The sequence below is a fragment of the Puia sp. genome (assembly GCF_036500295.1).
Taxonomy (GTDB): Bacteria; Bacteroidota; Bacteroidia; order Chitinophagales; family Chitinophagaceae; genus Puia.
Window position 1 is genome coordinate 307229 of record NZ_DASYCH010000003.1, and the last position, 13916, is coordinate 321144.

Below are 13916 nucleotides of genomic sequence, written 5' to 3' on the forward strand. Positions count from 1 at the left end.
CGGCTGTTAGGTTACGCTTTCGCGGCTGCAAATATAGGCATTTGGCGCGGGAGGGGAAAATGTGACTTATTTTGATCTTTTTGAATATTTGTAAATCCATTGTTATCCACGCATCGTAAGCGGGAACCTCAGCGGTTTTCAGAAGCTGAGCGCCAATCTTTCGATATTCGTGGCGGCGGCAGCCGGGGCAAAGGATTATTCCTATACCGGGTTGAGCATGACGAATGCGCATAACCCCACAGCGAATCCAAGGATGACCGGAAAGGTCGGCAGTCAGGATTTTGACGTCTTTGTCACGGATGTGGCGGCCTCGGCAACAAAGAAATGGGGTTCCGGCGAACCTGATCACATCGCTTGGAAAACTGCTTTATTCGGTTGAAAGCCAAGTTGTTCAGCGGTAGGAAGAAATGCTGCCGATAGCCAATAAGGGGGCCTGAAGGGGTCCCCTTTTGCATTTACGGCAACTGAAAAAATGACATTAACGCCCGGTTTGGTATGAAATTCGTTTACCTTTGCGGGCCTGCCAAGTCTGGCAGGAAAATCACTTTCAAAACAATAAATCAAATACAACTATGGGCAAAAAGTTAAGCGTTACCCCCTTATCTGACCGGGTAATTGTGAAGCCAGCACCCGCTGAAGAAAAAACTGCCGGCGGTATCATCATTCCGGATACAGCAAAAGAAAAGCCGCAACGTGGTACTGTAGTAGCCGCCGGTCCTGGCAAGAAGGACGAGCCGGTGACAGTGAAAGTTGGAGATATGGTATTGTATGGCAAATATGCCGGTACCGAGATCCAGATCGAAGGTGATGATTTCCTGATCATGCGGGAATCTGACATTTTAGCAATTGTTTAATTTGATAATAGCTTAACTGAAATAATTATGGCAAAACAACTTTTCTTCGATATCGAAGCCCGCAACAAGATGAAAAAGGGCGTTGATACGCTGGCCAACGCTGTAAAGGTGACACTTGGACCTAAAGGACGTAACGTAGTACTGGAAAAGAAATTCGGCGCTCCCGCCATCACCAAGGACGGTGTCACCGTTGCCAAGGAGATCGAGCTGGAAGACCCCATCGAGAACATGGGCGCCCAGATGGTAAAGGAAGTGGCTTCCAAGACCGCCGACATCGCCGGTGACGGAACTACGACGGCTACCGTTCTCGCTCAGGCCATCATTGCTGAAGGGCTGAAGAACGTCGCTGCCGGCGCCAACCCGATGGATCTGAAACGCGGTATCGACAAGGCTGTTGAGAAAGTGGTGGCAAATCTCGTTAGCCAGTCCCAGACTATCGGCAACGACAAGAACAAGATCGAGCAGGTGGCTTCTATCTCCGCCAACAACGATAACAATATCGGTAAGCTGATCGCCCAGGCTTTTGGCAAAGTAGGCAAGGAAGGCGTTATCACCGTTGAAGAAGCAAAAGGCACCGATACCACTGTTGAAGTGGTAGAAGGCATGCAGTTTGACCGCGGTTATCTCTCTGCTTATTTTGTAACCAACAGCGAAAAGATGGAAGCTGAGTTGCAGAATCCTTATATCCTGATCTACGATAAGAAGATCAGCGCGATGAAGGACATCCTGCATATCCTCGAAAAGGTGGCTCAAAGCGGTCGTCCGCTGATGATCATCGCCGAGGACCTCGAAGGTGAAGCACTGGCTACCCTCGTCGTCAACAAGCTGCGGGGAACGATCAAGGTCGCTGCTGTAAAGGCTCCCGGCTTTGGTGATCGCCGCAAGGAAATGCTGCAGGACATCGCTATCCTCACCAAGGGGATCGTGATCAGCGAAGAACAGGGTTACAAACTGGAAGGCGCCGACCTCAGCTATCTCGGTACCGCCGCTTCCGTAGCGATCGACAAGGACAACACCACCATCGTTGGCGGCAAGGGCAAGAAGGAAGATATCCTCGCCCGCGTAAACCAGATCAAGGCTCAGATCGAAACGACCACTTCCGATTACGATAAGGAGAAACTGCAGGAACGCCTCGCCAAACTGGCCGGCGGTGTAGCCGTTCTCTATGTAGGTGCCGCTACCGAAGTTGAAATGAAGGAGAAGAAGGATCGGGTCGACGACGCGCTGCATGCAACCCGTGCTGCCGTTGAAGAAGGCATCGTTCCCGGCGGTGGTATCGCGTATATCCGCGCCATCGAGTCCCTCGAAAAGCTGAAGGGTGCCAACGAAGACGAGACCACCGGTATCGCCATCGTAAAGCGTGCTATCGAAGAGCCGCTTCGTCAGATTGTGATCAACAGCGGGATCGAAGGCAGCATCGTGGTACAGAAAGTGAAAGAAGGCAAGGCCGATTATGGTTTCAACGCCCGTACAGAGGTGTTTGAGAACCTGCTGAAGGCTGGCGTCATCGATCCTACCAAGGTTACCCGTATCGCGCTTGAAAATGCCGCTTCTATCGCGGGGATGTTGCTGACCACCGAGTGTGTCATCGCCGACAAGCCTAAGAAAGAAGAAGGTCATGCTCATCCCGGCGGCGCTCCGGGCATGGGTGGAATGGATTACTAAGAAAGTCGATCCAAAATATCAAAACCCCGCAATCCGCGGGGTTTTTTTTTGCTTTTGGGGCTCTGTGGAAAGTAGCCCCAAGCAAAAAAATCTAATGATTGGCCTTCGGCCGGGGAATCTGTGATTCCCTTTGTTTACGTACGTATTGTATGAGGCTCCTGATCCTTATCGCTGCAATCGCGGCCCTGTGTGCCCTACGCCCCAAAAAAGCCGCTCCGGCCTATCTCGCGCTCGGTGATTCCTATACGATCGGCGAGTCGGTGGATTCGGATTCCCGCTATCCCGTTCAGGCGCTGCACATCCTTTTTCCCGGCAGCCATCCCGATATTCAGTGACTCCTTTTGCCCGCGCCACCAACACGGCCAAGATCGCCGCGCAGATCGATTCCTTCAATGCCGTCAACAACCGGATCGCGACGGCCCTTAACGTAAGCTATCTCGATGTCACGACGGAGAGCCGTAAGGCTGCGGCAGACCCCGGGCTTATCGCCATGGACGGTTTACATTTTTCAGGAAAAGAATATGGCATCTGGGCCAGGATGATGCAACCCTGGCTGCTTACAGCTTTAGCCCAACGGTGAGCATAACCGTGCCGCCCATTTGTTTCAGGGTCGCGGGGATATTGTCCTTATCGGCAAGATAATAGGGGATCTGGATGTCGCGGCTGAAGCGCATGACATAGGCAAGATCGACAAACACAGACTGTTTGCGATAGCCCAGCCCCGTGCTCAGATAAAGTTTGTCTGCTTTGATCCCGCTCCCGGAATAAGGATTGGAATAGTATGCGCCGCCCGCTCTCACCATCCATTTGTCGAATTTCATCTCACCGCCGAGGCGCGCACTGATCGTCCCCTTGTAGGTTTCTTTTATCGCCTCGTTCACCGGGTCGAAGACATTTCCGGGATCACCGTTTGGATCGTCGTTGGCGGCCGCGCTGAAATGCGGGCTGTGGGTGGTAATGTATTCGAGGTCGGCGCTTACAAAGCCCTTTTGTTTTTTGGCATCGGCCTGGCCGCCGCCGAAGATATAGCTGCCGCTGACCAGAAAGTGCCAGGGAGTGTAAAGCCGGTAGTCGAAGGTGTTGGGTTCGGGGGAGAGATTGCTGAGCTGATCCAGGTCCTGCGAGTTGATGGAAACCGATCGCAGCGTTGTATAATTCTCTGTTCTGGCGGTCATGCCGGCGCTGATCCTGTCGGTCAGTCCAAACACCGAGGGAGTATGAACGGCGAGTCCAACACGCCAGGCTGGGGAAGGGCTGAAGATGGTCCCCAGTTTTGCGTTGATACCGACGCCTTTTGTCGTATACGTCTCGTTGTAGGTGAAGGATTCGAAATCGTTATTGGGATTGCCGCCGGCGTCGGATTCGGTATAGGTCTGGTAGCGGGTGTAACTGAGGATCGGGATGCCCAGGCTGCCGCCGACATACCATTTTCCATGATAGCCGGAGGCCAGGGAAAGCGCGATCTCGGTGATGCCGCCACTCGACCGGAGATCGTTTTGTTGCAGCACTTTGCCGGCTTTCTGAGGCTGCCCGATGACCTGCAGGTTTCCGTTGATGGTGGCCGTGTCGATCAGCGAGGTATAGAGCGCCATGCGGGTCCCATAGGTGAGACCGGGGCTGAAGATGCCGCCGTTGATATCCAGGCCCGATGCCGCAAACTCCTCGACATACTGCTCGGAGAGTGAGCTGTAGTCGTTGATCCCCTGGTAGGAGACATGGCTGTTGAAGTCGGCGGTGCGGTTGACGGAGAGGACAAAGGCGTTGTTGACGCCGGGCATGGCGCCCGGATATCCCAGAACGATGCCGCTGGCGCCGAGGGAGAACTGGTTGGTCATGGGCGCCTTGTGGGTCTGGCCGAGGTAGCCGTCCTTGTCTGTCAAAAAGCGCCAGCCGGGGCTGATGACGATCTCGCGCGTTTGATAGAGACCCAGCCCGGCGGGGTTGACATAGGCGGCCGTGATATCGCCGCCGAGGGAACCCATGACCCCGCCGATCGCTTGTTGGCGGGCAGTGCCGCCGGGCGTCTGCCAGGAGGCGCGCATGGCGTCTTCCGGTAGCTGGGCCTTGGCTTGTACGCATAGGAATATCCCTATGATAAACAGGAGCTTATACATATGTATCGTGTTAGGCTAGCCTCGCACAATGCCTGCTGAGGCTAAAAGCTTCAAGTAAAGAAGGGTTAGGGTGTGTAAGTGTAAAAGTTAGTGACGTCCCGGTCTGCTGAAACCACCGCCACCGCCACCACCGCCGGAGGGCGAGTAGCCCCGGGTCGGCTGACTGAAGGAAGGCCGGAATCCACCGTTGTTGTTGGTAGGATTCGTCGGGCGGTAGAATGTGTTGTTCACGGGCCGGCTGCTGCCGCGGTTGGTAAGACCGGAATTATAATTGGAAGTGGAAGACATTCCGGGGCGATAATACCGGGCGCCGCCGTTGTTTGTCATCCGGGTGTTGTGGCTAAGACCGTTGCGGTAGGCAACCGAGTTGAAGGGCCGGAGGTTGGAGTAGATGGAGGTAGGAACCGAATGTCCTACGACGAATACTCCGCCGCCATAGTAAGGATTGTAGAAATAGGGATTGTACCAGCTATTCCACATAAAGTAGTTATTCCAGGCCATGTAGGGATCACCAAAACCGTAGCCGTATCCAAAGCCGAGACCGAGGCCCATGCCATAGTAGGGATTGCCGAAACCGTAGCCTGGGTAGCCATAGCCAAAGCCGATCGAAGAGGTGGGTGCATAATAGGAATCGTAAGCACTGTAGTCATCGAAGTAGGACCAGCGGGTAGGATCTTCCGCTTTCATGCGAACATAATTGTCGCTGGGAGCCGTGCTGTAGTAATCTCCTTTGTCAGTTCCGGCAACAGCCGTTCTTGCGGAGCCGGATGAGTAATATATGTCGTCAGTTGTCTGCGCGTTGCGGGAGGAAGAGCAACTGCTCATTCCAACCACCGCGGCTGCGGCAACGGCTAACAGGGTAAAATGATGTTTCATGGCGAGTGTTTTTTAACGTCGAAGTGTTATTTTTGCAACCCTTCACCGTTAAGGTAAAGTTACAATAAATAACGAGGCCTTTCCTTGGAAAGTTAACATTTTCTTGTTAAAAGGCGATTAATTTATAATATGAACAAAGAGATAACAAGCCGGGCACAGGACTATTCGCAGTGGTACAATGATCTGGTGATCAAAGGCGGTCTTGCCGACCATTCCGGGGTCAAGGGATGCATGGTCATCAAACCTTATGGTTTTGGGCTTTGGGAGAACATGCGCGACCAGCTGGACCGCATGTTCAAGGACACCGGTCACGTCAACGCCTATTTCCCGCTTTTCATTCCCAAGAGCTTTCTCAGCAGGGAAGCCGCCCATGTGGAAGGCTTTGCCAAGGAATGCGCCGTGGTTACGCACTACCGGCTGATGAACGACCCCAATGGGGGAGGGGTGGTGGTAGACCCTGCGGCGAAACTGGAGGAAGAGCTCATCATCCGGCCCACCAGCGAGACCATCATCTGGAATACTTACAGGGACTGGATCAAGAGTTATCGCGATCTGCCCTTGCTCATTAACCAATGGGCCAATGTCGTGCGCTGGGAAATGCGCACCAGGCTCTTCCTGCGGACGGCGGAATTCCTGTGGCAGGAAGGTCACACCGCGCATGCTACGGCCGCGGAAGCCATCGCAGAGACCCGGCAGATGCTGGATATCTATGCCAGCTTTGCGGAGGAATATATGGCCCTGCCCGTCATCAAGGGGGTAAAAACCGAGAACGAACGCTTTGCCGGCGCCGTCGACACCTATTGTATCGAAGCGTTGATGCAGGATGGAAAGGCCCTGCAGGCCGGAACCTCTCACTTCCTGGGTCAGAACTTCGCCAAGGCCTTCGAAGTAAAATTCTCGGATAAGAACAACCAACTGGATTATGTCTGGGCTACCAGCTGGGGCGTCAGCACAAGGCTCATCGGTGGTCTGGTGATGGCGCACAGCGATGACGACGGGCTGGTCCTGCCGCCCCGGATCGCGCCCCTGCAGGTGGTCATCGTGCCGATCTACAAGGGCGATGAGCGAAAGGATGCCCTGGATGCGAAGGGCCGTGAACTGGCCGCCGCGCTGAAGGCCGCCGGTGTCCGGGTAAAATTCGACGACAACGACAATAACCGCCCCGGGTTCAAATTTGCGGAATATGAACTGAAGGGCGTCCCCGTGCGGATCGCGATGGGGCTTCGCGACCTGGACAACAACACTGTCGAAGTGGCCCGCCGGGATACGAAAGAAAAGAGTTCGGTCCCGATGGAAGGATTGACCAGCCATATCAGCGGTCTGCTGGCAACCATTCAGCAAAGTATGTATGACAAGGCGAAGGCCTATCGCGATTCGCATATCACGCGTGCCGATACGATGGAAGAATTTGAGCGGCTGCTGGATGAGAAGGGCGGGTTTATACTGGCGCACTGGGACGGGACAGCCGCTACCGAAGAGGCGATAAAGGACCGGACAAAGGCCACGATCCGTTGTATCCCGCTGGACAATCCCGCCGAAGAGGGGAAGTGTATTTTAACGGGAAAGCCCAGCAAGCAGCGGGTGCTTTTCGCAAGGGCGTATTAGGCCCGGCGACAAAAAGTGGGGCACGCGCACCAGCCGCGCCACACACTCCGGGCGTTCGCCGGAGAAAGACTTGGCGAGCGTTGCTATTTTCTTTATTTTCAGGTGCATGGAAGACCTTATGCCGAGGATATCACATTTTTCAAATTAATTCCTTTCCAAAAGCGAAAACCATGGAACCAACGGCGCAATCAAATCTTTTCGAGCTGCAAATCGATCCAACCTCCATGACCTATCTGCGGGATGCCGCCAAATGGGCGCGGTTTTTGGCGATTGCGGGCTTTGTCTTTTGTGGGCTCTTCGTCGTATTCGCCATTATCGTTGCGACCCTGCTGGCCAACTTCCTCAACTCGATGGGAACCTCGCCTGCTTCCGGTGGAATGGGCGCGGGGCCTGTCGCCGCCGCCTATATCGGCATCGCGCTGGTCAGTTTCTTCCCCAATCTTTATCTCTATAATTTCGGCGGCCGGATGCGGATCGCGTTGCAGAACAACGACCAGGAACAGCTGAACATCGCCTTCAAGAACGTCCGGGCCCTGTTCCGGTTTGTGGGTGTCCTGATGATCATCGGGCTGGGAATGTTCGTCCTCTTTCTGCTGCTGTTGCTGATCACCGCCGGAAGGCTCAATTCGTAGAATAGTAGTTGTAATCCTTCAGCAGAGTCTGTAAAAAGTCGAGCGAATCCTGATCGCTGGAGATGTCGAGCCGGCTTCGGATCCGGTCCGCGATGCGCATGGACAGGTCATAGTCCCCGCTTTTGCTCACCGAATTGATGATCGATTTTAGGGTATTGATATCCTTATCGCTCAATTGCATCACCTGCGGATAACGGGGTTTATAGTCTTCGGACAGTTCGGTGAAAACGGTATCCTGCCAGGAAGTGCGGTTGCGGGTATCTATCAGGATGGTCCCGGCAATCAGATCGCCGATGCGTTGGGAATAGGGAGTGGCGAGGATACAGGCGAGTCCCGCGAACAGGAAGATGGTGCACCACCAGGGCAGCGCGCCCGTGAACACGGCGACAAACACCCAAAGCGGGAAGTCTGCGAGCCGGAACATCCACCGGATCAGATACTGGCTGATGGACGGTTCGCCGCCATCGGCGGAGATCACCTTGATCCGTGTCGCTTTTTTCCCGACGCTCTGCCCATTCAGGAAGACCTCGCAAAGCAAATGATAGAGGAAGGGGGGGAGTCCGAACAGGACCCAGATCCAGATATGACTTCCGTCATTTCTCAATGCGCTTCCCAGCACATTGCTTCCGACCAGATAATATGCCCAGATGATCGCGGCGTCCACGGCCCAGGCAAGGAATCGCTTGAAGAAACCAGGGATCATGAAATCCACTTCGATGTTGAAGCCCGTGTCCAATTTTACCTGCAGCATAGAAGAAGGACCATTTTTAGCCGGATTATTTTATTCCGATAATTTTTTGCAGCAAAATGCTATATTGGGGTAAATATAGCCACGGATAAATATACTACTAAATTTTTCCTGTGAGAGAAGGCCTCTTTATTAAAAAAAATATTGATAAGTGGAAGCAATATCAATATGAACCTGCGACCGATCCCGATGAAATGGCGGGACAATTTACCGACCTGGTGAATGATCTGGGCTATTCCAAAACCTTCTATCCGCATAGCAAGGTCACCAACTATCTGAACGGCCTTGCCTCGCGTATCTATCTCGGCGTCTATCGCAACAAGAAGGAAGAGACCTCCCGGATCGTTCGTTTCTGGAAGACGGAGCTGCCGATCGTGGTGCGGCGCTATCACCGCGAGATCCTATACGCTTTTATCATATTCGGTCTTTTTGCCGTTATCGCCGCCTTTTCCGCGGCCCATGACGAGACCTTTGTCCGCGGCGTGCTTGGGGACGGATACGTGGATATGACCGAAGACAATATCGCCCGGGGCGATCCTTTTGGCATCTACAAAAGCGATGACCAGCTGAATATGTTCCTGCGCATCGCCACCAACAACATCGAGGTGTCCTTCATGATCTTTATCGCCGGCTTTATTCTTTCCATCGGCACGATCTGGCAACTGTTTCAAAACGGCGTCATGGTCGGCGCCTTCCAATACTATTTTTTTTCAAAGGGATTGGGTCTGCAGTCGGTGCTGGTTATCTGGATCCACGGGACGCTGGAGATCTCTTCGATCATCATCGCCGGCGCTGCGGGTCTTGTGCTGGGTAACAGCATTCTTTTCCCGGGGACGCACCGGCGTATCGATTCGCTGAAGCGCGGCGGCAAGGACGGGATAAAGCTGATGATCGGCCTTGTGCCGGTCTTTATCGTAGCCGCATTCCTCGAGGGTTTTGTGACCCGGTATTCCCGGATGCCGATATGGCTCAGCGTGTCCATCCTGGCGGGCTCCCTGTTCTTTGTTATCTGGTATTTTGTCGTCTATCCCATAAAGCTGGAGAAAAAAAGCAGACCCGTATGATGATCCGCCGCCACCCGGGAATTCTCCTCCTTTTCCTGCTGACCTGCCACCTCTCCGCCATCGCTCAGCGGGACAAGCCCGGAGAGCGGTTGGATACCACCATCGCCGATACCGTTGTTGTCGGCGAGGATTATCCGTCCGGCGGGAAGAATGCCGGAGGGAAGACCCATCTCGACACGACCACCGTGGCCGTACCTGAATCGGGTAATGCGGGTTCCACGGCGGAACAATCCCCTGTACTGCGGCATCTTCCCGATACGACGGTCAATCGCTGGCAACACGATCCGAAATTTGCATATGCCAACGACCCGGACTACTGGAAGGTCCGGCAGGAGAAGACGAGTGGCTTCTGGCTCTGGCTCGGCCGGGTGCTGGCAAGCAAGGGCTTCCGGTACACCGTGCTCATCCTGCTTGGCGGCTTGCTGCTTTACGCGATCATCCGCATCGTGATGGACAACAACCTGACCCTCTTTTACCGCCGCACAAAGCGGACGGCGGGCGGCCCGGAGGAAACGGAAGGGCTGCCCGAGGAAGAAAATATCGAGCAGCGCCTCCGGCATTTTCTCGAGATCGGGGACAAACGCCAGGCTACCCGTTATCTCTATCTGAAATCACTACATCTGCTAAGCGCCCGGAGTCTGATCCGGTGGCATGTGGATACGACCAACCAGGAATACCTTCGCCAGTTGAAGGATCATTCCCTGGAAGGCAGTTTCCGGCTTCTTACCGGAGCCTACGAACGGGTATGGTACGGAGACTTCGTGCTTAGCGACGCTTCCTTCCAACGGCTGCATGAATATTTTATGGACTTCTTTAAAACCCTGGAGGCATGAGCGGGAATCGCCGATATCGAGGGCTGTCTTTTGGCCTGATGACCGGACTGCTGCTGCTATTGCTCTCCTCCTGTAACTTCAACCGGAAGGAACTGAACCGGCGCGTCACGCTGCGGCGGAATGACGATAATCCTTATGGCGCGCGGATAGCCTATGATGGGTTGACCTGGCTTTTTCCCGACGCGGATATTTCCGTCGCCAACATGAGTCCGCGGAACATGACCAGCGGTGAGGAGAAGAAAGCCGTCATCTGCATTGCGTCTTCGGTCGAGGCCACGCCGGCCGAGGTGAAGGCCCTGATGAATTTTGTCGGTGATGGCAACCAGGTATTCATCTCGGCGTTCAGGATCAGCGATACTTTGCTGCACACGCTGGGTTTGCGCACCGCCTTCCATTTTTTTTATGGCAGCGAACAGATGGACAGCCTGACGGTGGGTGTCTATAGTCCGGTGGACGCGGGTTATAAAACCTATACCTATCCGGGCGACAGCTATGATACTTATATCTCTTCGCTCGATTCCCAGTATACCTCGGTGCTTGGGCGGGATGCCCGGGGACGCCCCAACTTTGTCCGTATTGGCTATAAGGGCGGCGGGGCCATCTATCTTCATTTCGCGCCGCTTGCCTTCTCCAATTTCTTTCTCCTGCACAAGAAGAATATGGCCTATTACGAGAATGCGCTTTCCTATCTCCCCCAGACGACAAAACAATTCATCTGGAATGATTATTTCCGGTATGGTCAACCGCGGCGTTCTTTTTCCGCCTTACAATATATCTTTGGCAATGATGCCCTGCGCTGGGCTTTCTGGCTCCTGCTCCTGCTTTTTGCGCTTATCTATATTTTCGATTCGAAGCGGCGGCAACGGATGATCGCCACGATCGCCCCCCTGCGAAATACATCGCTCGAGTTTGTGCGGACCATCGGCCGGCTATATTTTCAACGCCGGGATAACCGCAACCTGGCGGGGAAGATGGCCATGCATTTCCAGGACCAGGTCCGCACCCATTATCACTTGCCGGCAACGGTGCTGGATGAGGATTTCGTCCAGCGGCTTGCTTACCGGACGGGATATCCGAAGGAGCAGTTGCAGGGGCTTGTTGATTATATCCGGCAGCTGCCGCAGAGAGGCCATCTGCCGGATGAGGAACTGCTGGATTTCCATCGTCAACTGGAGGAATTTTATAAACATACCTAATATGGAAGAGAATTTATTCGAACAACGGACGGATCTCGATGATCTGAGACAGGCGGTGGAGCAACTGAAGGGAGAGATCGGAAAGGTCATTGTCGGCCAGGAGGGGATGATCGAGCTGCTGCTGGCGGGCATCCTTGCGGACGGGCATATCCTTATCGAAGGGGTGCCGGGTGTCGCCAAGACGCTGACGGCAAAGCTGCTGAGCCGGGTGATCTCCGTAGGCTTTTCGCGGATCCAGTTTACCCCCGATCTGATGCCGAGCGATGTTATCGGCACCAGTGTGTTCAACCCCCGGGATAACAACTTCCAGTTCAAGCACGGACCCATCTTCAGCAATATCGTGCTCATCGACGAGATCAACCGTGCCCCGGCCAAGACGCAGTCCGCGTTGTTCGAGGTCATGGAAGAGCGGCAGATCACGGTGGATGGGCATACTTATCACCTGGAGGCGCCGTTCATGGTCGTCGCCACGCAGAACCCTATCGAGCAGGAAGGGACCTATCATTTGCCTGAGGCGCAGCTGGACCGCTTTCTCTTTAAGATCAGGGTTCAATATCCGACGCAGGAGGAAGAATTCCATATCGTTTCCAATCACCATCTGATGAAGGGCGATCAGCGGATCGAGACGGTGGATCCCGTTATTCCCGGCGTCCGGATCCAGCAATTGCGGGACAAGGTGCGGGGGCTGCATATCGAAGAAAAGCTGATCCATTTTATAACGGCCATCGTAGTGGCAACGCGCGATCATAAAGCGATCTTTTTAGGGGCGTCGCCGCGGGCGTCCATCGGCATCCTGAATGGCGCGAAGGCCCTGGCGGCGATGCGGGGCCGCGACTTCGTGACACCCGAGGATATCGTTTATATCACTCCCTCCGTCCTGCGGCACCGGCTCGTGCTTACCCCTGAGAAGGAAATGGAAGGAACGACGACAGACGAGGTCATCGCTGAAATAGTAAAATCGATAGAGGTACCCCGCTGATGCTAAAAAGATTCTATATATCGCTCTATTTCTCCCGGCGCTTTTACTGGCTTTTTGTCGGGATCATCGCCGTCTTCGTGGTGGCGTATGCGGTGCCCTTTCTTTTCACGGTGGCCCAGCTGCTGCTGCTCTTCTTCACCATCGTGACGATCCTCGATTATGTCGTGCTGTTTCTTCGAAAGGACCCGGTGCCGGCGAAACGCGAACTCACCGACCGGATGAGCAACGGCGACAACAATCCGGTGCAAATATTCCTGAGGAACGATTATCCCTTCCCCGTCCGGCTGAAGATCATCGACGAACTGCCCGATCAATTCCAGCAGCGTGACTTTTCCCTTACTGCCGACCTGAAGCCGGGGGCAAGCGGAGTGCTGGACTATAGCCTGCGGCCGAAGGAGCGGGGGGAGTATATCTTTCATAACATCAACCTCTTTATCAAAAGTCCTTTTGGGCTGCTGATCCGCCGGAGCATCGTGCAGGCCGAGACGACGGTTCGGGTGCTGCCCTCTTATCTGGCCCTGCGGCAGTACAGTTTGCTGGCCGCTTCCAATAATCTCGCCGAGAGCGGAAGCAAGCGCATCCGCAAACTGGGACATAGCCTGGAGTTCGAGCAGATAAAGGAATATGTCACGGGAGACGATATCCGCAGCCTGAACTGGAAGGCTACGGCGCGCAAGGGCGGGCAGCTGATGGTCAATACCTTTACCGATGAGAAAAGCCAGCAGGTGTATTGTCTTATCGATAAGGGCCGGGTGATGAAGATGCCCTTTGACGGCATGAGCCTCCTCGACTATGCCATCAATGCCGCGCTCGTATTGTCGCATGTCGCGCTGATCCGGCAGGACAAGGCGGGGCTCCTTACTTTTGGCGACCAGATCGGCACTTTCCTGCCGGCGGGCCGCCGGTCGATGCAGATGACCAGCATCCTCGAGGTCCTCTACAATCAGCAGACCCGCTGGCAGGAGACGGACTATGAGAAACTATATGCGATGGTCAGGACGCGGATCACCCAGCGAAGCCTGATCGTGTTGTTCACCAATTTCGAATCCTTGTCCGGGCTCGAGCGGCAGATGCCCTATATCCGGGCTATCGCCCGCCGGCACCTGCTGCTGGTGGTGTTCTTCGAGAATACCGGGTTGCGGCAGCTGCGGGAGCAATCGGCGGAAGACATCGAAGGGGTATATGTAAAGACCATCGCGGACAAATTCGCTTATGAGAAGCGGCTTATCGTCAAGGAGCTTAACCAGCATGGTATCGCCACGATCCTTACGGCGCCGGAGAACCTCACCGTGCAGACCGTCAATAAATACCTGGAGATAAAGGCCCGGCTCGCTATCTGAGTCTTATCTT

Annotated in this window: 14 protein-coding genes; 11 read left to right on the forward strand and 3 right to left on the reverse strand. The window is 54.4% G+C overall.

Annotated features, from left to right (window positions below):
* Positions 1-572: 572 nt before the first annotated feature.
* The 4 genes from VGM48_RS01930 to VGM48_RS01945 all read left to right on the forward strand — a co-directional run bounded on the left by VGM48_RS01930 (position 573) and on the right by VGM48_RS01945 (position 3099).
* The gene (locus VGM48_RS01930; protein ID WP_331576020.1) at positions 573-854 is read left to right on the forward strand and encodes a co-chaperone GroES; all 282 of its coding nucleotides are present in this window, start codon (positions 573-575) and stop codon (positions 852-854) included.
* A 24-nt stretch (positions 855-878) separates the two neighbouring features.
* Positions 879-2519 (forward strand): chaperonin GroEL, encoded by a 1641-nt coding sequence (groL, locus tag VGM48_RS01935; protein WP_414711243.1) that lies wholly within the window; start codon positions 879-881, stop codon positions 2517-2519.
* Between the two features lie 149 nt (positions 2520-2668).
* On the forward strand, positions 2669-2854 hold the full coding sequence (locus tag VGM48_RS01940) for a hypothetical protein (RefSeq protein ID WP_331576022.1): 186 nt from the start codon (positions 2669-2671) through the stop codon (positions 2852-2854).
* Positions 2851-3099: a hypothetical protein gene (locus VGM48_RS01945; RefSeq protein ID WP_331576023.1), complete on the forward strand. Its 249-nt coding sequence runs from the start codon at positions 2851-2853 to the stop codon at positions 3097-3099. The genes VGM48_RS01940 and VGM48_RS01945 overlap by 4 nt, the downstream gene beginning before the upstream one ends.
* Here VGM48_RS01945 and VGM48_RS01950 read toward each other — a convergent pair.
* Both VGM48_RS01950 and VGM48_RS01955 read right to left on the reverse strand, forming a co-directional pair.
* A complete protein-coding gene (locus VGM48_RS01950) occupies positions 3077-4633 on the reverse strand; it encodes a hypothetical protein (protein WP_331576024.1) in 1557 nt (518 codons plus the stop codon). The two genes, VGM48_RS01945 and VGM48_RS01950, sit on opposite strands and share 23 nt — an antisense overlap.
* 87 nt (positions 4634-4720) lie before the next feature.
* The gene (locus VGM48_RS01955; protein ID WP_331576025.1) at positions 4721-5509 is read right to left on the reverse strand and encodes a hypothetical protein; all 789 of its coding nucleotides are present in this window, start codon (positions 5507-5509) and stop codon (positions 4721-4723) included.
* A 129-nt stretch (positions 5510-5638) separates the two neighbouring features.
* Here VGM48_RS01955 and proS point away from each other — a divergent pair, with 129 nt between their 5' ends.
* Together proS and VGM48_RS01965 are read left to right on the forward strand one after the other, a co-directional pair.
* Complete coding sequence (proS, locus tag VGM48_RS01960) at positions 5639-7114, forward strand: proline--tRNA ligase (RefSeq protein ID WP_331576026.1); 1476 nt, start codon at positions 5639-5641, stop codon at positions 7112-7114.
* Positions 7115-7284: 170 nt separating this feature from the next.
* Entirely contained in the window at positions 7285-7746 is a 462-nt protein-coding gene (locus tag VGM48_RS01965; RefSeq protein ID WP_331576027.1) for a hypothetical protein, read from the forward strand.
* Here VGM48_RS01965 and VGM48_RS01970 read toward each other — a convergent pair.
* Positions 7736-8497 (reverse strand): RDD family protein, encoded by a 762-nt coding sequence (locus VGM48_RS01970; protein WP_331576028.1) that lies wholly within the window; start codon positions 8495-8497, stop codon positions 7736-7738. The genes VGM48_RS01965 and VGM48_RS01970 overlap by 11 nt on opposite strands.
* A gap of 110 nt (positions 8498-8607) precedes the next feature.
* On the opposite strand from VGM48_RS01970, the gene VGM48_RS01975 reads away from it, so the two are divergent.
* Genes VGM48_RS01975 through VGM48_RS01995 form a run of 5 tightly spaced genes read left to right on the forward strand, consistent with a single transcriptional unit; the run spans position 8608 to position 13906 of the window.
* The gene (locus tag VGM48_RS01975; protein ID WP_331576029.1) at positions 8608-9558 is read left to right on the forward strand and encodes a stage II sporulation protein M; all 951 of its coding nucleotides are present in this window, start codon (positions 8608-8610) and stop codon (positions 9556-9558) included.
* The gene (locus VGM48_RS01980; protein ID WP_331576030.1) at positions 9555-10391 is read left to right on the forward strand and encodes a DUF4129 domain-containing protein; all 837 of its coding nucleotides are present in this window, start codon (positions 9555-9557) and stop codon (positions 10389-10391) included. The genes VGM48_RS01975 and VGM48_RS01980 overlap by 4 nt, the downstream gene beginning before the upstream one ends.
* On the forward strand, positions 10388-11587 hold the full coding sequence (locus tag VGM48_RS01985) for a hypothetical protein (RefSeq protein WP_331576031.1): 1200 nt from the start codon (positions 10388-10390) through the stop codon (positions 11585-11587). The genes VGM48_RS01980 and VGM48_RS01985 overlap by 4 nt, the downstream gene beginning before the upstream one ends.
* A gap of 1 nt (position 11588) precedes the next feature.
* Positions 11589-12566: a MoxR family ATPase gene (locus tag VGM48_RS01990; protein WP_331576032.1), complete on the forward strand. Its 978-nt coding sequence runs from the start codon at positions 11589-11591 to the stop codon at positions 12564-12566.
* Complete coding sequence (locus tag VGM48_RS01995; protein WP_331576033.1) at positions 12566-13906, forward strand: DUF58 domain-containing protein; 1341 nt, start codon at positions 12566-12568, stop codon at positions 13904-13906. Before VGM48_RS01990 ends, VGM48_RS01995 begins: the two co-directional genes overlap by 1 nt.
* The last annotated feature ends 10 nt before the right edge of the window (positions 13907-13916 follow it).